Annotated in this window: 22 protein-coding genes and 1 riboswitch; of the genes, 13 read left to right on the top strand and 9 right to left on the bottom strand. The window is 70.9% G+C overall.

The features are described 5' to 3' along the window. Window positions 1-104: 104 nt before the first annotated feature. Window positions 105-872: a helix-turn-helix domain-containing protein gene (locus tag BKN37_RS11290; RefSeq protein ID WP_071025665.1), complete on the top strand. Its 768-nt coding sequence runs from the start codon at window positions 105-107 to the stop codon at window positions 870-872. Between the two features lie 9 nt (window positions 873-881). Next, the gene (locus BKN37_RS11285) at window positions 882-1304 is read left to right on the top strand and encodes an ester cyclase (RefSeq protein WP_095407057.1); all 423 of its coding nucleotides are present in this window, start codon (window positions 882-884) and stop codon (window positions 1302-1304) included. A gap of 71 nt (window positions 1305-1375) precedes the next feature. On the opposite strand, the gene BKN37_RS11280 is transcribed toward BKN37_RS11285, so the two are convergent. Further along, window positions 1376-1969: a TetR/AcrR family transcriptional regulator gene (locus BKN37_RS11280; protein ID WP_071025662.1), complete on the bottom strand. Its 594-nt coding sequence runs from the start codon at window positions 1967-1969 to the stop codon at window positions 1376-1378. A gap of 21 nt (window positions 1970-1990) precedes the next feature. On the opposite strand from BKN37_RS11280, the gene BKN37_RS11275 reads away from it, so the two are divergent. The 5 genes from BKN37_RS11275 to BKN37_RS11255 all read left to right on the top strand — a co-directional run bounded on the left by BKN37_RS11275 (window position 1991) and on the right by BKN37_RS11255 (window position 5904). Beyond that, window positions 1991-2383 (top strand): hypothetical protein, encoded by a 393-nt coding sequence (locus BKN37_RS11275; RefSeq protein WP_071025658.1) that lies wholly within the window; start codon window positions 1991-1993, stop codon window positions 2381-2383. Next, window positions 2380-2889, top strand: coding sequence for a hypothetical protein (locus BKN37_RS11270; protein WP_071025655.1), 510 nt, complete (start codon window positions 2380-2382; stop codon window positions 2887-2889). The genes BKN37_RS11275 and BKN37_RS11270 overlap by 4 nt, the downstream gene beginning before the upstream one ends. Before the next feature lie 82 nt (window positions 2890-2971). Beyond that, on the top strand, window positions 2972-3871 hold the full coding sequence (locus BKN37_RS11265; protein WP_071025651.1) for an SAM-dependent methyltransferase: 900 nt from the start codon (window positions 2972-2974) through the stop codon (window positions 3869-3871). 127 nt (window positions 3872-3998) lie between these two features. Beyond that, window positions 3999-5240: an MFS transporter gene (locus BKN37_RS11260; RefSeq protein ID WP_071025648.1), complete on the top strand. Its 1242-nt coding sequence runs from the start codon at window positions 3999-4001 to the stop codon at window positions 5238-5240. A 121-nt stretch (window positions 5241-5361) separates the two neighbouring features. Beyond that, window positions 5362-5904, top strand: a complete 543-nt coding sequence (locus tag BKN37_RS11255; RefSeq protein ID WP_131823569.1) for a hypothetical protein — start codon at window positions 5362-5364, stop codon at window positions 5902-5904. Between the two features lie 13 nt (window positions 5905-5917). Here BKN37_RS11255 and BKN37_RS11250 read toward each other — a convergent pair whose 3' ends face one another. Genes BKN37_RS11250 through BKN37_RS11230 form a run of 5 tightly spaced genes read right to left on the bottom strand, consistent with a single transcriptional unit; the run spans window position 5918 to window position 9264 of the window. Then, window positions 5918-6526: an LON peptidase substrate-binding domain-containing protein gene (locus BKN37_RS11250; protein WP_071025686.1), complete on the bottom strand. Its 609-nt coding sequence runs from the start codon at window positions 6524-6526 to the stop codon at window positions 5918-5920. Window positions 6527-6549: 23 nt separating this feature from the next. Further along, entirely contained in the window at window positions 6550-7701 is a 1152-nt protein-coding gene (locus tag BKN37_RS11245; protein ID WP_083341728.1) for a glutamate--cysteine ligase, read from the bottom strand. Then, on the bottom strand, window positions 7682-8377 hold the full coding sequence (gene sodC / locus BKN37_RS11240; protein ID WP_071025639.1) for a superoxide dismutase[Cu-Zn]: 696 nt from the start codon (window positions 8375-8377) through the stop codon (window positions 7682-7684). The genes BKN37_RS11245 and sodC overlap by 20 nt, the downstream gene beginning before the upstream one ends. A gap of 47 nt (window positions 8378-8424) precedes the next feature. Then, window positions 8425-8904, bottom strand: coding sequence for a LytR C-terminal domain-containing protein (locus tag BKN37_RS11235; protein ID WP_071025635.1), 480 nt, complete (start codon window positions 8902-8904; stop codon window positions 8425-8427). 51 nt (window positions 8905-8955) lie between these two features. Continuing rightward, a complete protein-coding gene (locus BKN37_RS11230; protein WP_071025632.1) occupies window positions 8956-9264 on the bottom strand; it encodes a nucleoid-associated protein NapA in 309 nt (102 codons plus the stop codon). 263 nt (window positions 9265-9527) lie between these two features. Here BKN37_RS11230 and BKN37_RS11225 point away from each other — a divergent pair, with 263 nt between their 5' ends. The 3 genes from BKN37_RS11225 to BKN37_RS11215 are packed head-to-tail and all read left to right on the top strand — an operon-like array spanning window position 9528 to window position 11854. Continuing rightward, window positions 9528-10121, top strand: a complete 594-nt coding sequence (locus tag BKN37_RS11225) for a peptide deformylase (protein ID WP_071025629.1) — start codon at window positions 9528-9530, stop codon at window positions 10119-10121. Further along, a complete protein-coding gene (locus tag BKN37_RS11220) occupies window positions 10121-11023 on the top strand; it encodes an N-acetylglutamate synthase, CG3035 family (RefSeq protein ID WP_071025626.1) in 903 nt (300 codons plus the stop codon). Before BKN37_RS11225 ends, BKN37_RS11220 begins: the two co-directional genes overlap by 1 nt. Window positions 11024-11047: 24 nt before the next feature. Beyond that, window positions 11048-11854: an exodeoxyribonuclease III gene (locus BKN37_RS11215; protein ID WP_207547233.1), complete on the top strand. Its 807-nt coding sequence runs from the start codon at window positions 11048-11050 to the stop codon at window positions 11852-11854. Here the strand turns inward: BKN37_RS11215 and BKN37_RS11210 are convergent. Then, a complete protein-coding gene (locus BKN37_RS11210) occupies window positions 11851-13182 on the bottom strand; it encodes a phosphatase PAP2 family protein (RefSeq protein ID WP_083341727.1) in 1332 nt (443 codons plus the stop codon). The two genes, BKN37_RS11215 and BKN37_RS11210, sit on opposite strands and share 4 nt — an antisense overlap. Window positions 13183-13426: 244 nt before the next feature. On the opposite strand from BKN37_RS11210, the gene BKN37_RS11205 reads away from it, so the two are divergent. The 3 genes from BKN37_RS11205 to BKN37_RS11195 all read left to right on the top strand — a co-directional run bounded on the left by BKN37_RS11205 (window position 13427) and on the right by BKN37_RS11195 (window position 18724). After that, window positions 13427-13885, top strand: coding sequence for a hypothetical protein (locus BKN37_RS11205; RefSeq protein ID WP_071025618.1), 459 nt, complete (start codon window positions 13427-13429; stop codon window positions 13883-13885). A 100-nt stretch (window positions 13886-13985) separates the two neighbouring features. Continuing rightward, window positions 13986-18449: a cation-translocating P-type ATPase gene (locus tag BKN37_RS11200; protein ID WP_083341731.1), complete on the top strand. Its 4464-nt coding sequence runs from the start codon at window positions 13986-13988 to the stop codon at window positions 18447-18449. Beyond that, window positions 18446-18724 (top strand): hypothetical protein, encoded by a 279-nt coding sequence (locus BKN37_RS11195; RefSeq protein ID WP_071025615.1) that lies wholly within the window; start codon window positions 18446-18448, stop codon window positions 18722-18724. Before BKN37_RS11200 ends, BKN37_RS11195 begins: the two co-directional genes overlap by 4 nt. A 132-nt stretch (window positions 18725-18856) precedes the next feature. On the opposite strand, the gene BKN37_RS11190 is transcribed toward BKN37_RS11195, so the two are convergent. Then, on the bottom strand, window positions 18857-19060 hold the full coding sequence (locus tag BKN37_RS11190; RefSeq protein ID WP_071025612.1) for an Rv1535 family protein: 204 nt from the start codon (window positions 19058-19060) through the stop codon (window positions 18857-18859). Between the two features lie 306 nt (window positions 19061-19366). Then, window positions 19367-19538: riboswitch (M-box (ykoK) riboswitch) on the bottom strand. Window positions 19539-19621: 83 nt separating this feature from the next. Beyond that, window positions 19622-20884 (bottom strand): MFS transporter (locus BKN37_RS11185; protein WP_071025607.1); only part of this gene is annotated, 1263 nt, incomplete at its 5' end.

Genomic DNA, 20884 nt, shown 5'->3' with positions numbered 1-20884 from the left:
CCGAGAAAATTCCCGGATCTGCGCACGCTCGCGCCAGCACGGACATCGGCTGCGCCCGCCACAAACCCGGGCCGACGGGATTACGGTGATACCTGGTGACGCCGATGTACCAGGAATTTCGTCCCGAACGACGGCTGCTGGCGCTGATCGAATGCGGTTGGGCGCGGTCCGGGTCGCCGCACGCATCGACCCGGGTGCTGCCCGACGGGTGCATGGACCTGTTCGTAACCAGCGACGGCGAGGTCCTGATCGCCGGGCCCGCCACCACCTCCTACCAGCTGCCGGCCGGTCCCGGCGGCCCGCTGGCCGGTCTGCGGTTGCGGCCGGGCGCGGCCGCCGCGGTGCTGGGGCGGCCCGCCGACGAATTCCGGGATGACCGCGTCCCCCTCGTGTCAGCGCTCGGGCCCGCGGGGCGCAGAATAGCCGAGACGCTGTGCGACACAACGTCTCCCGAACAGCGCCTGACCCGGCTGCAGAGCGCGCTGGCCACATATTTCGCCGACGCCGAACCGGTGGTCGACCGGCCGGTGGCGCGGGCGGTGCAGGTCCTGCGCCGGCGGCCCGACCAGCCGGTGTCGGCCGTGGCCGACGAGGTGGGTCTGAGCGAACGGCAGCTGCGTCGCCGTTTCGACGCCGCGGTCGGCTACGGCCCCAAACGGCTCGGTCGGGTCTTCCGTTTTCAACGGCTGCTGGACCTGATTCACGCGACCGACCCGGCGACCGGCTGGGCGGAACTGGCGGTCGCCGCCGGATACGCCGACCAATCCCACATGATCAACGAGTGCCAGGCGTTGGCCGGGACCGCCCCCACGGCGCTGCCCGCCGGCGACGTGTCCGTTTCTTCCAATACCGACGAAGCCTCGTCGGCCTAACGTTCGGTCATGACCGACCCCAAGACGATCGCCCGCCAGTCCTTCCGGATCATCGAGACCGGCGACGCCGACCTGGCCCAGCGGATCATCGCGCCCGACTTCATCAACCACGAGGCCGACGACGACCCCGAAGATGTCGACCGCCAACAACGCGGCCCGGCCGGATTTCTGGCCACCAGCCGCTGGTTGCGGGAGGCGTTCTCCAACTTGCGGTTCGAGTTGCACGAAACCCTCACGGAAGCGGACACGGTGATCGCCGTCGCCACCATGACCGGCCACCACACCGGGGTGTTCAACAACATCGCGCCCACCGGCAAACCGATCGAGCACAAACAGGTGCACATCTTTACCCTTGCCGACGGCCAGATCACCCGGCACCGCGCCGTCCGCGACGACCTGGGCTTGCTGCTTCAGCTCGGCTGGCGCCGATAGCTTTTCGACCGCCAGCAGACGCAGATTCGCGCGATCCGGGCTGAATCCGTGCGAATTTGCGTCTGCTCGCGCTACTCGGGCCGGTAGCTGGCCAACAAGGCGCGCGCGGCGGCGGCGACGTCGTCTTCGAGCCACGACGGCAGCTCCGCATCGTAGGCGTGCCGGCGCACCACGGCATACGGCAGATCCGCGACCGCCCGCGCGACGGCATGCACCGGCCGCGGACCAGTGCTGCCGTAGAGCTGCCGCGCCAGGTCGTCGACGCGGTGCAGCAGCGGCGCATTCATGCCCGCCAATGTCTCCCGGAACGCCGCGTCGGGTTCGCCGTCGAGCAGATCGCCCGGCCGGATCGTCAACAGCAGCCGGGCGTCCTCGGGCAGCTCCCGCGCGAACCGCACCGCGGCCACCGCCATCGCGACCGCGGTCTCGGTCGCGGTGTCGCCGGCGGCGGCCATCGCCCGCGACTGGAACCGCTCCAGCGCACGCAGCCAGGCCGCGGTCAGGATGCCGTCGCGGTTGCCGAACCGGTGATACAGCGTGCCGGCCGGGGCGCCGCTGGCCTTGGCGATCGCCGCCACGCTGGCCGCGCGCGGCCCGTCGGCGAGCACCAGCGCTCGGGTCGCGTCGAGGATCACATCGGTTTCATGCTTCCGCGGAGGCGCCACGACCTAGTACAGTCCTTCTATATGGAACGGTTACCCTATATCGATGAGCATGCCATAACGATCGACGCGGCGGCCGCGGAAACCTGGACGGCGCTGCTGCAGGTCATCTGCCGCAACCCCGACGACCCGGCCACGGTCCCGGTCGGTTTCACACTCGGCGAGGCGACACCCCCGCACCGGCTGGCCTTGAAGGGCCGGCACCCCTTCGCGGTGTATCGCTGGATCTTCGAGCTGGACGAGCTGGGGCCACAGCGCACCCGGGTGCGCTCACAGACCTGGGCGGCGTTTCCCGGACCGCACGGCAAGGTCTACCGCGCCCTGGTGATCGGCACCGGCGCCCACCGGGTCGTGGTGCGCCTGATGCTGCGCCGCATCGCCGCCGCGGTGCGCCCACCGGCCGCGGCGATCCGGTGAACAACTGGGGCGCCACACGACAGGAGCGCGGCACCGCGCTGCCGTGTGACGCGTTGCTGCCGAACGGAATCCACGCCGACCGCGCGATCAGCATCGCCGCGCCGCCGGCGATCGTGTTCGCCTGGCTGTGCCAGCTGCGGGTCGCCCCGTACAGCTACGACCTGCTGGACAACTTCGGCCGCCGCAGCCCCCGGCGGCGCACCCCCGACCTGACACACCTGGCGATCGGGCAGCGGTTCATGACGTTGTTCACGCTGCATTCGTTCGCCGCCGGCGAGCACATCACGCTGCGCGGCGCCGGCGTGGCCGTGACGTACGCGGTGCGCCCGCGCGCCGCCGGCACCCGGCTGCAGGTCCGGGTCCGGTTCGGCGGGCCGCAGCTGGTCGCGAGGCTGCTCGCCCTGGGGGACCTGGTGATGATGCGCAAACAGCTGCTCACCCTGCGGGCCTTCGCCGAACGGGAGGCACGGAACGAAATGTCGGACACCCAATTCCGGCAGCCCTAGCGGTATCCGCGGCGCGCCGCGGCGGGACCTCGCGATATTTGTGTAGACTGTCTAGCAAATATCAACGAGCGAGGACACCGCCGTGACCAGGACCGATAACGACAGCTGGGACATTACCGAAAGCGTGGGCGCCACCGCCCTGGGCGTGGCCATGGCCCGAGCCGACGAAACCAACACCGCGCACCCGTTGTTCACCGACCGCTACGCGCAACTGTTCGTCGACGCCGCCACCGTGCGGGGCTGGCAGCCGCACACGTCCGGGCCGATGGCCGAGCGGCGACGGGCGATCGGCGGCTACGCCGCGGCCCGCACCAAGTGGTTCGACGAATACTTCATCGCCGCCGGCGCCAACGGCATCGACCAGGCGGTGATCCTGGCCGCCGGCCTCGACGCCCGCGCCTGGCGGCTGCCCTGGGTGGACGGCACCGTCGTCTACGAGGTCGACCAGCCCAAGGTGCTGGAGTTCAAGGCCGACACCTTGGCCGCCCATGGGATCCGGTCGGCCGTCAACTACCGCGCGGTCGCCGTCGACCTGCGCCAGGACTGGCCGACGGCGTTGCGCCAGGCCGGATTTGATCCGTCGACCCCGACCGCGTGGTCGGCCGAGGGACTGCTGCCCTACCTGTCCGCCCAGGCCCAGGATCTGCTGTTCGAACGCATCGCGGAGCTCAGCGCGCCGGGCAGCCGGGTCGCGGTCGAGGCGTTTAGCCCGGGCTTCTTCGACCCGGAGAACCTGGCGCGCCGGCGCGAGCAGTTCCGCCGGCTACGCGACGAGGCCGCCGATGCGAATGCGCCGGATGTGCAGGACCTGTGGTACATCGAGGAGCGCACCGACCTCGCGGCGTGGCTGGCGCAGCGCGGCTGGCGGATCACCGCGACCGAAGCCCTGGACCTGATGGCCGGCTACGGGCGGCCCGCGCCCGCCGAGCTCACCGACCTCACCCCGCGCAGCGTGTTCATCGAGGGCCGGCTGCACGGCTAAACCGCCGGTCCGGCGGCGCCGGCCAAAATAATTCGGATGCGTGGCCGACGGCCGCCCGGTACCTTCATCTGTCCAGGGGGAACGGTCCTGCCACGCATTGATACCTACCAGCCGGACACCAACGACCATGCTCAGCGACGCTCAGACCGAACGGTTGTCGGCGGCGCGCCGGTCATTCATCCTCGCCACCACCGTCGCGATGGTGAGCCACGGCCTGTGGGTGCCGCTGATCTTCTTGTTCTTCACGCTGGGCCGCGGGCTGCCGCTGACCGGCTCCGGGGTCGCCGCCACCATCGGGAACACCGGCGCGCTGCTGGCCGGCGCGGTGGTGGCCGGGCGGGTGGTGGATCGGCTGGGCCCGTTCCGGACCATGACGCTATCCGGTGTCATCGGGGCGGTGGCGTTCGTCGGCTTCCTGCTCACCACCACGCTGGCCGCGGTCGCCCTGTTCTCGTTCACCGCCGCGCTGGCCGGAAACCTGTTCTTCACCAGCGATCCCGAGGCCGTGCGCCGGTTGACCGCCGAGGGCGACGACCGCACCCGGATGTTCGCGTTGCTCACCTCGGTGCGGGTGCTCGGGTTCGGTGTCGGCGCGCTGGCCGCGACGCTGGGGCTGATCTTCGACCGCGGCTCCGGCTGGTTCTGGACGGCGCTGGTCGCGGTCATCGCGGCCGGGGAGCTGATCACCGCCGCGTTGTTTTGGCAGTTGCGCTGGGTCGACGACGGTGAGCCCGTCGACGGCGAGCCGTCCGACGCTGCGCCGCCGCGCTACCGCGACGTGCTGCGCCAGGGCGGCTTCATGGCGTTCATCGCCGGGGTGTTCGCCATCGCGCTGACCACCATCGGGATGGACACCGCGCTGCCGCTGTTCATGTTGTCGGTGGGGCTGCCCACGTGGTCGACGACGGTGGCCTACCTGTTCATCTGTGTGATGGTCGCGGTGGCCGCCCGCGCGGTGGCGCGGATCGGGCAGCGGGTGCCGCATCTGCGGATCCTGGCGTGGTCGACGGCGTGCTGCGCGGTCAGCTTCCTGGTGGTGGACAGCCTGGCCGGCATCCAAAACGCCGGCCAGGCACTGCTGTTCGTGGTACTGACCCTAGGGCTGATCCTGTTCAGCGTGTCCGACGCGGCCAGCAATGCGCTTAGCGCCAACATCATGTTGACCTTCGCCCCGGCCGAATCCTCCGGCCGGCACGGCTCGCTGCTGCAGACCGCGTGGGCGGCGGCATCAGCCGTGGCGCCCGGGGTGTATGCCGCGTTGTTCACCGCCGGTCGGATCCTGCCGTGGCTGGTCAGCTCGGTGTTATTGGCGGCCGCGGCCGCGGTTTTCGCCGCCGTGCACGGCCGACGACCTAGGCAGTTTGATTAGGCTGTACGGCAACGTTCTCGCTGACTCTGCGTGTACCAGGCTCCCCACTCGCACTTTTCCGTGGTAGCCGCAGAATCAACGTCAGGCCAGGCCAGCGCGCAGGTGCGTTAGTATCCGCGGCGTGTACTCACGATTGGCGGCGGCGGCCGCGTGCGCGGTCCTGGCGACGGCATGCTCGACCACGACGGAGGATTCGAGTTTGCACCTGACGTTCGGCCAAAGCGCCCACGTCACCGACGAGAAGGGCTCGGCGGAGCTGACCGTCGACAGTCTCGACACGGCGGATCCCGCGGACTTCCAACAACTCGAGGACGCCTCGAAATACGCCGACAAGACCGGCTACTACTTGCACTACACGCTCACCAAGGTGGACGGCCCGCAACCGGAGGGCATCGACTCGTTCTACGTCAGCAACGGCGACGATTACCTCACCCACCTGACCGTGTTCTCCCCGTTGCGTTTTACCGGCGACCTCAATCACCCGTTCGACAACCACAAGTTCAACTGCGAACCGGCGTCCCCCGTCGACTTCAAGGAGGCCCCCGTCGGCCAGCGGATTTCCGGCTGCCAGATCTTCTTGGCCGACAACGGCGCCGCGGCGCCGGCCCGGGTGATCTGGGATCCGAAGAACCGACAAAGCGAGATGGTGACCTGGACGCCCTAGCGAGTCACGAAAGTCACTCCGATAGCTGGAATTCCACCATCGCGGCCAGGGTGTCGATCGCCTCGTGCAGCACCGCCAAACGGTCGACCACCGACGGCGCCGCCAGCACCGCATAGCGGTCGGCGGGACCGATCGGGATCCGAGTCGCCAGGGAGTACAACCGTTTTCCGGCCTCGCCGGTGCCGCTGAACATCAGCTCGCGGGCCGGCAACCGGAGACCACGGGCGGTCGCGATCCGCTCCAGCAGCGCATAGCCGCGGTCCTCCACCTCGCGCAGCGCCGCCGCGCCGACCGGGGGGCCCGGCTCATCGGGCCAAATAGCCGCGACGGCCCGCGGATACGGGTTATCCGGCAACCACTCGGCGACCCGGAGCCGCTCCCCCATCCGGCTGCGCAATACGTAACGGCCGAACCCGAGCTTGCGGTGCTCGGTGATGGTGGCGATCACCCCGACGTCGCAGCGCTCATCACCGCCGCCGACTTCGCGGCCGCGGGCGATCAGCACCACCCCGAACCGCCGGTCGCCGCGCAGGCAGTCGCTCACCAGGTCGCGGTAGCGCGGCTCGAAGATCCGCAGCGGTAGTTCCTCGTCGGGCAGCAGCGCCGACTCGAGCGGGAACATCGGCAAGTCAGGAATGTACACGGCTACAGGTCCAATTCACCGACCAGTGCGTCGACCACCGCGCGCAGATCACCGTCGTGTTCCTCGGCCACCCGCCGCTGCCGCTGGTACGACGCGCCGACCCGGTAGATTTCCGCGACCGCGGCAAGCTCGTCCACGCAGTGCAGGGTTTTGGCCACCGGCTCCAGCCGGGTCAGCAGGTCGTCGAGATCGTCGGTGACCAGCCGCTCGTTGGAATCGGCGTCCAAGATGATCACCGCGTCCAGCCCGTACCGGGCGGCCCGCCACTTGTTTTCCTGGACATGCCAGGGCGGCATGGTCGGCAGCGTCTCACCGGCGTCCAGTCGGCGGTCCAGATCCACCACCAAACAATGGGTCAACGCCACCAGCGCACCGAGTTCCCGCAGGTTGGACACCCCGTCGCAGACCCGCACCTCCAGGGTGCCCAGATGCGGTGAAGGCCGGATGTCCCAACGGATCTCGTTCATGTGATCGATGATCCCGGTCTTCTTCTGGTCGTGCACGAAGCGTTCGAACTGGCGCCAGGTCTGAAACTGGAACGGCAACCCGGCGGTGGGCAGCTGCTGAAACATCATCGCCCGATTGCTGGCGTAGCCGGTGTCCTCACCGCTCCACCACGGTGAGGACGCGGACAGCGCCAGCAGATGCGGGTAGTAGTTCAGCAGCGACGACATGATCGGCATCGCCTTGTGCGCCGAGCGGATTCCGACGTGTACGTGCACCCCCCAGATCAGCATCTGCCGACCCCACCACTGGGTGCGCTTGATCAGCTCGGCGTAGCGCGGTGCGTCGGTGAGCTTTTGCGCGGACCACTGCGCGAACGGGTGGGTGCCCGCGCAGAACAGTTCCATGCCGCGGCCCTGCACGATCTGGCGGGCGGTGCTCAGCGTGCCGCGCAGATCTTCCACCGCCTGCCCGGTGCACTCGCACACCCCGCTGACGACCTCGACGGTGTTGCGCAGCAATTCCTTGTGCACGTGCGGGTTCTCGCCGATCTCGGCGATGACCGCGGCCGCCTCGTTGCTCAGGTCGCGGGTTGCCGCGTCGACGAGCGCGAACTCCCATTCCACGCCGACCGTCGGCCGGGCCGAGCCGGCGAAATCGATATGGGCGGGCGCCCTGCTGGTCGGCGTGCTAGCCGGACCCAATGACACCGCACGCCACCCGCTTGCCGGCGTCACCGGTGGACATCGTCATCTCGTCGGGCCCGGGTGAGCCGTTGACCTGGGTGTAGCGCTCCGGCGGAATGTTGGCGAAGTTGTCCGCGCCGCCGTGGATGACCAGCGCGGTGCCCTCTCCCGCGGTCAGGTCGTCCTTGGTGAACGCGTCGGTGGTGGTCACCAGCAGCGCGGCACCGTCCTTGCGGACCTGCAGCGAGGTCAGGTCGCCGCTGGCCGGCTCGCCGGTGTGCCCGGGCGCCTGGAAGTGTCCGCCGGCCGACAAGAAGTCGCCGGGCGCACCCCCGGTGGGCGCCACCGAGTTCGCCTCGCATTTGCCGATCTTGTGCAGGTGCATGCCGTGGAATCCGGGGCTGAGCTGGCCCAAACCGGTGGTCGCCACGGTGACTTTGACGTAGCCGGCGTCGAATTCGAACTTGGCGGTGGCGACCTCGGTGCCGTCCGGCGCCTTGAGGTGGGTGGTCAGGCTCTCCGGGGCGACCGGCCCGCCTTCCTCGTGTGACGTGGACGGCGCCGGCGACCCGGTCCACACCGACGGCGTGGTTCCCGGTGTGTCCGACGGCGGCTGGTTGGGGCTGCAGGCGCTTAGCAGCGCGACCGGAGCGGCGAACAGGACAGCGGCGAGACTTTTGCGATGACCGGGCGTGACCATGCCGGATAGCCTAGCCTGGCGCCATCGGCGGTCGGCCCCAACCCGCCTTAGCTGGCCACCACCACGATGACGCCCGGCGGTTGATCGGCGACGTCGGGGTCGGCGATGCGGGGCTCCGCCGGCGCGTGCAGCAGCTTGCCCACCGCCTCCGCGGACTCTTTCTCGCCGGGCGTGTCGGGGTTGTAGTACACCGTGGTGACCGACACACTGTCCAACCTCATGTTGCCGGTCTCGGTGACATTCCAGCCGGCGCCCTTGAGCCGGTCGGCGGTCTGCCCGGCCAGACCCTCCTGGCCGGAGATGTTGTACACCCGGACGTCGGCCTTGGGCGCCGCCTTTTTCGACGACGGGGTGGCCGAGGTGGTGACCGATGTCACGGTGGTCGCCGACACGTCGTCGTCGTCGCCGCTGCCGCTGGAGCTCATCGCCTGGAATCCGACCAGCAAGAAGATGACGCCCAAAAAGAGCAGCACCATCACCATGGCGCGCAATGGCAGCCCGGAGGAGTCGGGGACGCGCTCGTTCATCGAGCCCACTGTATCGGGGAGTTGATCAGAACCCGAAAACGCAGCGCGCGATCAGGGCACCTCGAAGCCGAGTCGGCGGGCGGCCTTCGCCTTTTGCCGACTGGCCCGCAGCCGCCGCAACCGTTTGACCAGCATCGGGTCGGCGGCCAACGCTTCGGGACGGTCCACCAGCGCGTTGAGCACCTGGTAGTACCGCGTCGCCGACATCGAGAACAGCTCTTTGATCGCTTCTTCCTTGGCGCCCGCGTATTTCCACCACTGCCGCTCGAAGGCCAGGATGTCGTGTTCACGACGGGTTAGCCCATCAATGATTTCAGAGTCGTCCCCCGATCGATTAGCCCGCGCCATAGCGCCGTCCATATCGCTCCCCTGGACCCTTCCCCGAATTCTTGAATGACCTTCAAATGTGGTGCCGCAACGTCGGCGGGTTACGGCGAACATTCAACCACGGCTGCAGGTGTTGGGCCGGAACCCCGCCCCGCGAGTCGGCGGACTCGATGAATTGCTGGCCGCCACCTCCCGCCGCGTCGCGGCACGCATCGTCGGCTACTGGACCCGATTGTCAGCCTCCTCAGCCCGCCGCGTCGCGGCGCGCATCGTCGGCTGACCTAAGCTTGCCGGTCATGGCAGTCGTTCCCATCCGCATCGTGGGCGATCCCGTCCTGCACACCCCGACGACACCGGTGCCGGTCGGCGCCGACGGTTCGCTGCCGGCGGATCTGGGCGAGCTGATCACCACGTTGTACGAGACCATGGACGTCGCCAACGGCGTCGGGTTGGCGGCCAACCAGATCGGGGTGGGGCTGCGGCTGTTCGTCTACGACTGCCCCGACGACCGGGGCAAGGCGGCGCGGCGCCGCGGCGTGGTGATCAACCCGGTGCTGGAAACCTCCGAGATCCCCGAGACCATGCCCGACCCGGACCACGACGACGAAGGCTGCCTGTCGGTGCCCGGCGAGTCGTTCCCGACCGGCCGGGCGACGTGGGCGAAAGTCACCGGGCTCGACGCCGACGGCAGCCCGATCACCCTGGAGGGCACCGGCCTGTTCGCCCGAATGCTGCAGCACGAGACCGGGCACCTCGACGGGTTCTTGTACCTGGACCGGCTGATCGGCCGGCACGCCCGCAGCGCCAAGCGCGCGGTCAAATCGCACGGCTGGGGCGTCCCCGGCCTGTCGTGGATGCCGGGCGAGGTGCCCGACCCGTTCGGCCACTGATGGTCCAGCTGCCCGGCGTCGGCACGCGGGTCAGCCTGCGTTACCTGCGGCCCGCGGGGTCGGACCCGCCGATGGGTGACGTCATCGGGTATCTGGTCGAGGTCGGCCCGCGGGTGCGGGTGCAGACCCGCGACGGCGACGTGCACGAGTTCCGCCGCGACGACGTGCTGTACGTGCGCCGGCTCACCGATCGGCCGGTGAAGAACTCGCAGATCCGGGCGGTGGAGCAGGCGGCCGCGCTGGCCTGGCCCGGGGTCGAGCACCAGTGGCTGGACGGGTGGCTGCTGCGCGCCGGCCACGGATCCACCCTGCGGGCGAATTCGGCTGTCCCCCTGGACATGTTCGCGCACGCGAGCAGCATCCCGGCGATCGTCGACTGGTATGCGCAGCGCGACCTGACGCCCTGGCTGGCGGTGCCCGAGCGGCTGCTGCGGCTACCCGAGGATCTGCCCGCCGCCTGCGAAACCCGCACGCTGGTCGGTGAGCCGGACGTCGGTGCGGCCGGCACGGATGTCACGCTGTCGCCGGCGCCGACCCCCGACTGGCTGGCCGGCTACCGGCGCGACGTGCCGGTCGCGGTGTTGACCGCGGTGGCCGACGGCGAGGTGGTGTTCGGTGCCCGCGCGGGTGTCGCCGTCGGGCGGGCCGCGGTGACCCGGGCCCCCGACGGGCAGCCGTGGGTGGGGGTGTCGGAGCTGCGGGTGGCCGCCGATCAGCGCCGCCGCGGGCATGCCCGCGCGCTGTGCGCCGCGCTGCTGCGCTGGGGCCGCGACCGCGGCGCCGCCCGGGCCTACGTGCAGCTGCGCAGCGAGGACGACGTAGCGATCCAGTTCTTCGAGTCGCTCGGGTTCGCCGGCCAGCACCGCAGCCGCTATCTCGATGCCCGGCTGCTGGCCTCGTAAGGTGTGGGCATGCCCGACGACACTTTGCGGCTGGCCACCTGGAATGTGAACTCGATCCGCACCCGGGTGGGCCGCGTCGTCGACTGGCTGGCCCGCGCGGAGGTCGACGTGCTGGCGATGCAGGAAACCAAGTGCACCGACGACCAGTTCCCCACCCTGCCGTTTTACGAACTCGGGTATGAGGTCGCCCATGTCGGCGTCAACCAGTGGAACGGGGTGGCCATCGCGTCCCGGGTCGGCCTCGACGACGTCCAGATCGGGTTTGACGGCCAACCCACCTGGAGCAGCAAGCCCGAGGTGGCGGCCACCGCCGAAGCCCGCGCCTTGGGCGCCACCTGCGCCGGGGTGCGGGTGTGGAGCCTGTATGTGCCCAACGGGCGCGCCCTGACCGACCCGCACTACACCTACAAGCTGGATTGGCTTGCCGCGCTGCGGGTTAGCGCCGAGGACTGGCTGCGCGACGACCCGGCGGCGCCCATCGCGCTGGTCGGCGACTGGAACATCGCCCCGACCGACGACGACGTGTGGAGCATGGAGTTCTTCGCCGGGGCCACCCACGTCTCCGAGCCGGAACGCAAGGCGTTCAACGCCATCGTGGACGCCCAATTCGCCGACGTGGTCCGGCCGTTCACGCCCGGCCCGGGTGTCTACACCTACTGGGATTACACCCAGCTGCGCTTCCCGAAGCGACAAGGCATGCGGATCGACTTCATCCTGGGCTCACCGGCGCTGGCCGAGCGGGTCACCCATGCCGAGATTGTCCGCGACGAACGGAAGGGGAAGGCGCCCAGCGATCATGCGCCGGTGCTGGTGGAGCTGCGCCGCGACTAACGCGGGTCACCGAGCGTGAAGCTAGCTTCACGTGGGGCGGTCGACAGTGCACCTAGTTTCACGCTCGCGGGCCGGGCAAAGAACGCCGCGACGAACACCGCCAGGGCGCCCAGGATCACCGGGCCGAACAGCAGCGGCAGCTGGGCCATGGCCGCGGCCAGGTAGCGGTAGCACAGCAGCAAGATCGCCAGGAACGTCGCTCCCCCGGCGACCAACCCGATGCGCCGCACGCCCCAGCCGCGCTGCGGATCCCGCAGCGCGGCCTCCACGGTCAGGCACAGCACCGCACCGGCCACCAGGTCGACGCCGTAGTGGTAACCGAACCCCAGCGTCGCGGTCACGGTGCCCACCAACCACACCGTGCCGCCGCAGCGCAGCCAACGCGGCCCGCCGCGGGAGTGGATGAACACCAGCAGCGCCCACCCGGTGTGCATGGAGGGCATGCAGTTGCGGGGGGTGATGTCGTCGAATGGCAGCGCGTGCGGGGCAAAGCCGGCCGGCGGCAGGATGTGCGGCCAGTAGTTGGCGATTTGCCAGCCGTGGCCTTCGGCGCCGAACGCGTAGATCGGGCCGACCACCGGAAACAGCAGATAGATCAGCGGCCCGATCAGGCCCAGCACCACGAAGGTTCGCATCAGGTGATGTCGCGGCCAGCCGTCGACGGTGACATTGCGCAGCTGGTAGACCGCGACCACCATCGCCGCCACCGGCAACTCGATATACACCCAGTGCAGCACCGCGTACGGGGCCGGGCCGGCCGCGTCGATCACCCGCCCGACCAGCCACGACGGCTGGGCGAATGCGTGGTCGGCCAGCATCGCGTACTCGTCGAGCACCCGAGGCCGGCTGAGCGCGGTGATCCGCAGCCAGGTGTCGGCGGCCTTGCTGGCCACGATCAGCAACGCCCCCCACCCGGCCGCGCCCAGCGCGGCGCGGCGCTCGGTGCCCGACCAGCGCAGCCCGGCCAGCACCGCCAGCCCGGTGAGCACGATCAGCGGCCCGTTGCCGAGGGTCAGCGCACCGCCGCGCAGCACCCGCTCGGCGGCGAACACCGCGTCCAGGCCGGCCGCCAGGCCCAGCGCCACCAGGCGGCGCCGGTTGGTCAGCCCCACCAGCGCCAGGCCCAACCCGGCCCAGGGCAGCGTGGCCGACTTCGGGGTGGCGACATAGTCGCTGATCAGGCTGTGCAGCGGCCCCTGAAACCCACGGTGGACGGCGGCGATTTGCAACCCGATCAGCAGCGCCGAGACCGCGGCAACGGCGGCCGTCGGGCCCACCCGGGTCGACGGCGGAGGACGCTTCCCGCGTCCCACGTCGCTGATCAGCATCTACAGATCGTAAACGGCGGATGAACCGCAGGCCGACATTGCCGAACCGAACGCTAAACGACGTGGTCGATCCCGAAGATGTGAGTGCGATGTGAGTCTGCACGGCGTTCATCGCCAAGGTGGCCGAAAACGCCTAAGATGATCTGTCTATGAAGTTTGCTCGTTTGAGCGTCACCTGCTTCCGGGTAACCAGCGTCGCGCCGGCCCGATGTGCAGGGCACCAACCACGGCGCAGGGAGCGATGATGAATGCCGTCAACGGGGCGGTGACCAAGTTGGGCCGGATGGCCGGCCGCGCGGCAACGATGACCACCGAGGCCGCCGGCGCGCTCGGCGGCGCCGCGGTCAACGGTGTGGTCGGTGCGGTGACCGGGGCCGCCGCCGGTGTGCAGCGCGGCGTCAGCAGCGGCAGCCACTCGACGCCGGCGGCCGCGCTGACGCTGGGTGCGCTCGGCGTGGTCGGCCTGGTCGAATGGCCGGTGCTGCTGACCGTCGGCGGCGCGGCATTGCTGCTGCGACAGCTGAACCGGCGCCCCGACGACGCGGTGCCAGCCAAGGCCGCCCCGGCCAAGGCCGCGGTTAAAACCGCGGCCAAGCCCGCCGCCGCGCCCGCCAAGGCGACCAAATCCACCAACTCCCAGCGGCCGCGGCAGAGCAGCCGGGCCAAGTCGCCGGCGACGCGGCGACCGCGCGCCAGCAAGTAGATTGGCGGAAGTGGGTACCGGCCAAACTTTGCGTAGCTCTTTTCCCCTCCGCGCGGTCGCGACGTGCATCCAGACCACCTCTGCCTTGGCCGGCGCCACGATGCACACCGCGGCCACCGCCGCCGGAGCCGTCGGGGCGTTGGCGTCCGCCGGCGTCGACTTGGCCACCTTGCCGGTCCGCGAAGCCACCAAGGCACTGTCCGGGGATAGTCCCGGCTCGCCGCTGTCGCGGCGGTGTTGGCGCGGTCACAACCGGGCCTGGATCGAGGTGCGTGGCCTGAGCGGTCCCGGCGGCCGGGAACTCGGGCCGGTGGTGCTCGACGCGGTCCGCGCCCACCCCGGGGTCACCACCGCCCAACTGAACTACCCGCTGTCCCGGGTCGTGGTCGGCATCGACGATGTCCGCACGTCGCTGCGCGACCTGGTCCGGGTGGTCGCCGACGCCGAAAAGCGGCCCCGGGCCGTCGCCGACGACGAGGCCGAGCGCCGCCCCGGCCGCGCCCCCAGCCTGCCCGGCGACGGGTTGGAGCTGGCGGCCCGCGCGGTGACGTTGGGCGCCAACGCCGCCGGGCTGGGGGTCGCGCTGGTCGGCCGGGCACTGCGGTTGCCGGGGTTGCCGGTGAGTGTCGAGGCGGCCGCGGTGGCCGTCGACTACCAGCCGCGGCTGCGTCGCCTGCTCGAGGAGCGTCTCGGGACCGCGGCGACCGACACCGTGTTGACCCTGGCGATGGCCGCCGCGCACACCGTCAACCTGGCGCCGGCGTCGCTGGCGGTGGACGTGCTGATGGAGACGCTCAAGACCGCCGAGGCCCGGGCCGAGGCGCGGGCCTGGCGCCGGCACGAACCGGCGCTGGCCCGCCACGCCGAGCACCCGGCGATCGACGCGCCGGCGCGCCCGGCGCCGCCGGGACCCGGTGCGGTGGAGCGGCACGCCGAGCGCAGCGCCTGGCTGCAGGCGATCGGCGCGGCCGTGGTCGGCGCCGCCACCCGCAACGTCGACATGGCCGGCACCGCGGCCTTGGTGAGCACCCCCAAAGCCGCCCGCGCCACCCGCGAATCGTTCGCGGCGACCCTGGGCCGCGGGCTGGCCGACCAGCACGCGGTGCTGCCGCTGCAACCGAAGAGTTTGCGCCTGCTGGACCGCGTCGAAGTGGTCGTCATCGATCCGCGGGTGTTGTGGGACAACAAGTTACGGGTGGTGCGCGTTCGTGGCGGCGGTGAGCGGGAGCTGGCCGCGGTGTGGGACCGCGCCCAGGCGCAGCTGCTGGCCAACGGGCTGCAACCCGGCTGGCACCGCGTCACCGACCACGACGCCGAGGCGCTGTTCCAGCCCGCCCACCACCCGTGGGCGGCGGCGGTGGTGGCCGAGGCGCACCGCGCCGACGTGGAGGTGGTCTCCGTCGACGTCGACGGCCTGGGCGAGCTGCGTCCGACCTTCGACGACATCCGCCCGCTGCCCAACGGGTCCATCGATGCGGCGCTGGCCGCCGCGGTGCGCAGCTACCAGCGGCAGGGCCACACCGTGGCGGTGCTGTCCTCGACTGCGGTGCAGGCGCTTTCGGCCGCCGATGTGGCGCTGGGCATCACCGCCGCCGACGGTCCGCCGCCGTGGTGCGCGGGCCTGATCCTGCCGGATCTGGCCGCGGCGTGGCGGGTGCTGCACGCCCTGCCCGCGGCCCGCGCCGCCAGCCGCCGCGGTGTGGAAATCTCCGCCGGCGCCTCGGCGTTGGGGGCGCTGCTGATGCTGCCCGGGGTGCGCGGCCGCGGCCCCGGACCGGTCACCACCGGCGCGGCGGCCGGTGCGCTGTCCGGATATTGGCTGGGCCGCCAGGTGGTCAACGCGCCCGCGCCGCGCCCGGCCGCCGTGCATGAATGGCACGCCATGTCGGTGGACCAGGTCCGCCAGCTGCTGCCCACCCCCGAGCCGCAGACGCCGGTGGAAACTCAGCATCCGCCGGTGACCGCCGCCGCGCTGGCCGCGTTCGGGGTGGCGCGTCGCGGCGCCGCGCTCACCGCGCCGCCGCGCGCGGCGACCTGGCAGTTCATCAAGGCGGTCCGCGCCGAGCTGGCCGACCCGATGACCCCGGTGCTGGCGCTGGGTGCGGCGGCCAGCGCGGTGTTGGGGTCGCCGGTGGACGCGGTGCTGGTCGGTTCGGTGTTGGGCGCCAACGCCGTGCTCGCCGCCGCGCAGCGGCTCAACGCCGAACGCCGGCTCAATGTGCTACTCACCCAGCAGATTCCGGCGGCCCGCAAAGTGGTGTCGGCCGGGGTATACGCCGAGGCCGTCGCCGAAGAGCTGCGGCCCGGCGACATCATCGAGGTGCGCTCCCACGAGGTGGTGCCGGCCGACGGCCGGCTGATCGAGGCCATCGACCTGGAGGTCGACGAGTCCTCGCTGACCGGGGAGTCGCTGTCGGTGACCAAACAAACCGACGCCACCCCCGGCGCCGACCTGGCCGACCGGCACTGCATGCTGTTCGCCGGCACCACCGTGGTGGCCGGCACCGCCGTCGCGGTAGTGACCGCCGCCGGCGGCGACACGCACGCCCGCCGCGCCGCCGAACTGGTGACCGGCGACCAGCAGGCGGTTGGGCTGCAGCACCAGCTGAGTCTGCTCACCAAGCAGGCCTGGCGGGTCAGCCTGGCCGGCGGCGCCCTGGTCAGCGGGCTGGGCTTGCTGCGCCGGACCGGGCTCCGCCAGGCGGTGGCCAGCGGCATCGCGGTCAGCGTCGCGGCCATCCCCGAAGGGCTGCCGCTGGTGGCCACCCTGGCGCAGCAGGCGTCGGCGCGTCGGCTGACCAATGCCGGTGCGCTGGTCCGCGTCCCCCGCGCGGTGGAGGCGCTGGGCCGCGTCGACGTGGTGTGCTTCGACAAGACCGGCACGCTGAGCCAGAACCGGCTGCGGGTCGCGCAGGTCCATCCCGCGCCCCGGCACTCCCGGGAAGAGGTGCTGCGGTGCGCGGCGCACGCCACCCCCGCCACCGCCGGCGGCCGCCATGTGCACGCCACCGACACCGCGATCGCCGAAGCCGCGCTGTCGGTGAACGGATCGGGCCCCCTCCCGGAGTCCCCGGCGCATCTGCCGTTCCGGTCGGGCCGGCCGTTCTCGGCGTCGGTGACCGGCGCCGAGCTGACCGTCAAGGGCGCCCCGGAGGTGGTGCTGGCCAGCTGCGGCCGGGTGAACCCGGCCACCAGGCGGGCGGTGGGCGCGCTGGCCGCCGACGGGTTGCGGGTGATCGCGGTGGCCCGGCGGCGGCTCACCGATCAGCAGATGCGGGCGCTGGGCGACGACCCGGAGCCCGACGCCATCGCCGAACTGTGCGACGACGGGCTGTCGCTGGTCGGGCTGCTCGGCTTGTCCGACACCCCGCGCGACACCGCCGCCGAGCTGCTGGCCGAGTTGCAGCAATACGAGATCCCGATCCGGCTGATCACCGGCGATCACCCCATCACCGCCACGGCCATCGCCCGCGAGCTGGGTCTGCCGGTCACCGACGGCCAGGTGATCAGCGGCGCGGAGTGGGAGGCGTTGTCGCGCAAGGATCAGGAGCGTGCGGTCACCGAGCGGGTGGTGTTCGCCCGGATGTCCCCGGAGAACAAGGTGCAGATCGTGCAGACGCTGGAACGCACCGGCCGGGTATGCGCGATGGTCGGCGACGGCGCCAACGACGCCGCCGCGATCCGGGCGGCCACCGTCGGGATCGGGGTGGTCGCGCACGGCAGTGACCCGGCCCGCACCGCCGCCGATGTGGTGCTGCTCGACGGCCGCATCGAGGCGCTGATGGACGCCCTCGAGGAGGGGCGCCAACTGTGGCAGCGGGTGCAGGCCGCGGTGTCGGTGCTGCTCGGCGGCAACGCCGGCGAGGTCGGTTTCGCGATCGTGGGCAGCGCGATCACCGGACGCTCGCCGCTGAACACCCGCCAGTTGCTGCTGGTGAACATGCTGACCGACGCGCTGCCGGCCACCGCCTTGGCGGTCAGCTCCCCGAGCGGCCCGGCCCCCACCGGCGTCCGCGGCCCGGACCCGGCCGCGTTGTGGCGCACGGTCGCGGTGCGCGGCGCCACCACGGCCGGCGCGGCGGTGACGGCGTGGGCGCTGGCCTCGGTCACCGGGCGGCCCCGACGCGCGGCCACCGTCGCGTTGGTGGCGCTGGTCTCCGCGCAGCTGGGCCAGACGCTGCTGGATTCCCACGACCGGCTGGTGGTGCTGACCGCGGTCGGTTCGCTGGGCGCGATGGCCACCCTGATCAGCATCCCCGGGGTGTCGCAGCTGCTGGGCTGCACGCCGCTGGGCCCGGTGGGCTGGACGCAGGCGTTGGGCACCGCCGCCGCGGCCACCGCCGCGGCGGCGGTGCTGCCCCGGCTGGTGGGCGGCCCCACCGAGCAGGAGCCGGTCGACGACGCCGACACCGCACCCGAACCCACCGGCGCCGCGCCCGGCGCCCCCACCAATGGCGCGGGACCGGCGACCAACGGGTCGGTCCCGGCGACGGTCGTCGAGCTGCGTCCGGTGGCGACGACGTCGAGCTCGGCGGCAGATCCCCCGTTACCGAAAGGCGAATGATGGCCGACAACAAGACACGCCGCGGCACCACCCAGCGGGAGGCCGTCGCGCACATCCGCGCCGGTGAGACGTTCGCGGTGAACCTGCCGCTGCTGGGCCGGGTGACGGTGCCGCGGCCCGACCAGCTGGCCTACTACGGCGGGTTGGCGGCGTTGGCCGCCTTCGAGATCATCGACTGGCCGGTCGCCATCGCCGTCGCCGCCGGGCACATCCTGGCCCAAAACCACCACAACCAGTTGCTGGAGCAGTTCGGCGAGGCGCTCGAGGAGGCCTGACCGGCCGGGCCGCGTCGGCCCCCTATCCCCCAGATTGAATGAAAATGAAGCCACGCAGGGAAAGTGCGAGTACGCACCTGCGTGGCTTCAATCTCGACGCGCGGACCGCCGGGCCGCGGTGGGCCGGGGGCGTCAGTCGTCGACCGAGAGCACCCCAACCCGCCACAGCAGGGCGTAGAGCTGGTGCAGCGGAACGCTGAGCAGCCGGGTCGTCATATCCACCACGGGGTCAGACATGGTGCTGACCGCCTGGCGGTCCAGCTTGTGCAGCGCCTTCTTGGCCGGGCGGACCGGCTGCACGGGCGCTGAGATGTCGGTGTAAGCAATCGCAACCATGGTTGCCTCCTAGTGGAAAAAATCCGGGAAGTACTTCAGGAAGCGGCACCGGTTGTCACGGAAGGGATCCGCACACGCCAGCGGTAGGCCCTGCTCAGGCGATGAACGCCTTGGGGTTACCTGTCCAGGAGCGATTGCTCAGCTGATTGCGGCGCGCGACCGATCGGTTCGGGACGACACGGACGCCGGATATCGGCACGGACTATCACTGGAACTCACTCGTCCCTCACCTCCTCTCGGTCGCGGCGCGTGGCTACGCGCCATGGTTCACACGGCAGGAGGCGGACCCCGGCGATTGCCGGAAGAGCCGCACCCCTCTCGTCAGAGCTTCGGCACTACACGGCGTAATCCGGGAATCCCGGAAGCCACTTGGGCTCAACCCTTAAGCCGGGAAGAGCTGTCCTGACCCGGGGCGTCTTTCGACGTTCGGGGTCAGTGGCCTATGTCCGTGTAGCCGCCTCACCTAACGAGGTGCTTGCCGCTCCATATTGCATCAGGGTGCCACCCGGGTCAATCCAAAACGCCGGGAACCCACTGTGAACCCGCTGTGAGTGCGGCGGGTCAGCGGGTGGGCCGCACCTCGGTCGCGTACCGACCGGCCGAGACCAGGGAGGTCAGCGCACCGAGCACCATCATCACGGTGGCGGCCGAGAACACCACCACCAGCCCGGTGTGAAACGGCCCGGAGATCAGCAACGGGAAGAAGGTGTGCCCGGTCAGCACGTCGGCCTGCACCCCGGGCCGCTGCAGGGCTCCGGAGGGCGCCAACAGTTCGGCAATCGGGTTGTAACCCAGGAACGCGGCGAACAGACTGCCCACCGGCGGGGTGTGCGCCACCTGGTCGGCGATCCCGGCCGGCACCCCGTGGTCACGCAGCCCCGAACTCATCGCGCCGGGCAGCGAATTCGCCAGCCCGACGATCATCAGCGAGAAGAACACCCCGATCGACAGCGACATGCCGGCGCTGAAGACGGTGGCCCGCACCCCCGACGCCGAGCCGCGGTGATCGGCCGGGACGCTGGACATGATCACCGCGGAGTTGGGCGCGGTGAACACGCCGCCGCCCAGGCCGTTGAGGAAGACCAGCACCGCGAACAGCCAGTAGGGGAAGTTCACCGGGATCAGGGTCAGCGCCACGAAGGTGCCGGCCGCCACCAGCATCCCGCCGACGGTGAACGGGCGAGCCCCCCACCGGTCCGACAGCGCCCCGGCCAGCGGGCCGGCCAGCAAAAACCCGCAGGTCATCGGCAGCAGATAGATCCCCGACCACAGCGGGGTGGATTCGTAGCTGTAGCCGTGCAGCGGCAGCCAGATGCCCTGCAGCCAAATGATCAGCATGAACTGCAGGCCGCCGCTGCCCACCGCCGCCATCAGCGCCGCGACGTTGCCGAACGCGAACGGTTTGCTCTTGAATAGCCGCACGTCGAGCATCGGGTAGCGCACCCGCAACTCGATCACGCAGAACACCGCGATCGCGGCCACCCCCAGCGCCAGCGCGCCCAGCACCGCCGGGTTGGTCCATCCGGTCGGCGCATCCCCGTGCGGCTGAATGCTGTAGGTGATGGCGGTGAGCAGCACGGTCAACCCGAGCCCCAGCGTGGCGGTGCCGGCCCAGTCCAGCCGCCCCGGGGTGCGCTCCCCGAGTTCGTGCAGCGAGCGCACCGCCCAGATGCTGCCCAGCACCCCGATCGGCACCCCGACCCAAAACACCGCGCGCCAATCCCATTCCGAGAGCGCCCCGCCCAGCAGCAGCCCCAGAAACGAGCCGGCCACCGCGGCGACCTGGTTGATGCCCAGCGCCATACCGCGCTGGTTCGCCGGGAA

Origin of the sequence: Mycobacterium talmoniae (assembly GCF_001854525.1) — a bacterium.
Classification (GTDB): Bacteria; Actinomycetota; Actinomycetes; order Mycobacteriales; family Mycobacteriaceae; genus Mycobacterium; species Mycobacterium talmoniae.
Note: the sequence above shows the minus strand (reverse complement) of the source record. Positions and strands in the feature narration are given on the sequence as shown.

Excerpts from the sequence above, each read along its gene's own strand:
- BKN37_RS11290 (WP_071025665.1), top strand. The coding sequence starts at position 105 with ATGTACCAGGAATTTCGTCCCGAACGACGGCTGCTGGCGCTGATCGAA.
- BKN37_RS11285 (WP_095407057.1), top strand. The coding sequence starts at position 882 with ATGACCGACCCCAAGACGATCGCCCGCCAGTCCTTCCGGATCATCGAG.
- BKN37_RS11275 (WP_071025658.1), top strand. The coding sequence starts at position 1,991 with ATGGAACGGTTACCCTATATCGATGAGCATGCCATAACGATCGACGCG.
- BKN37_RS11260 (WP_071025648.1), top strand. The coding sequence starts at position 3,999 with ATGCTCAGCGACGCTCAGACCGAACGGTTGTCGGCGGCGCGCCGGTCA.
- BKN37_RS11250 (WP_071025686.1), bottom strand. The coding sequence starts at position 6,526 with ATGTTCCCGCTCGAGTCGGCGCTGCTGCCCGACGAGGAACTACCGCTG.
- sodC (WP_071025639.1), bottom strand. The coding sequence starts at position 8,377 with ATGGTCACGCCCGGTCATCGCAAAAGTCTCGCCGCTGTCCTGTTCGCC.
- BKN37_RS11235 (WP_071025635.1), bottom strand. The coding sequence starts at position 8,904 with ATGAACGAGCGCGTCCCCGACTCCTCCGGGCTGCCATTGCGCGCCATG.
- BKN37_RS11230 (WP_071025632.1), bottom strand. The coding sequence starts at position 9,264 with ATGGACGGCGCTATGGCGCGGGCTAATCGATCGGGGGACGACTCTGAA.
- BKN37_RS11225 (WP_071025629.1), top strand. The coding sequence starts at position 9,528 with ATGGCAGTCGTTCCCATCCGCATCGTGGGCGATCCCGTCCTGCACACC.
- BKN37_RS11220 (WP_071025626.1), top strand. The coding sequence starts at position 10,121 with ATGGTCCAGCTGCCCGGCGTCGGCACGCGGGTCAGCCTGCGTTACCTG.
- BKN37_RS11210 (WP_083341727.1), bottom strand. The coding sequence starts at position 13,182 with ATGCTGATCAGCGACGTGGGACGCGGGAAGCGTCCTCCGCCGTCGACC.
- BKN37_RS11205 (WP_071025618.1), top strand. The coding sequence starts at position 13,427 with ATGAATGCCGTCAACGGGGCGGTGACCAAGTTGGGCCGGATGGCCGGC.
- BKN37_RS11200 (WP_083341731.1), top strand. The coding sequence starts at position 13,986 with ATGCACACCGCGGCCACCGCCGCCGGAGCCGTCGGGGCGTTGGCGTCC.
- BKN37_RS11195 (WP_071025615.1), top strand. The coding sequence starts at position 18,446 with ATGATGGCCGACAACAAGACACGCCGCGGCACCACCCAGCGGGAGGCC.
- BKN37_RS11190 (WP_071025612.1), bottom strand. The coding sequence starts at position 19,060 with ATGGTTGCGATTGCTTACACCGACATCTCAGCGCCCGTGCAGCCGGTC.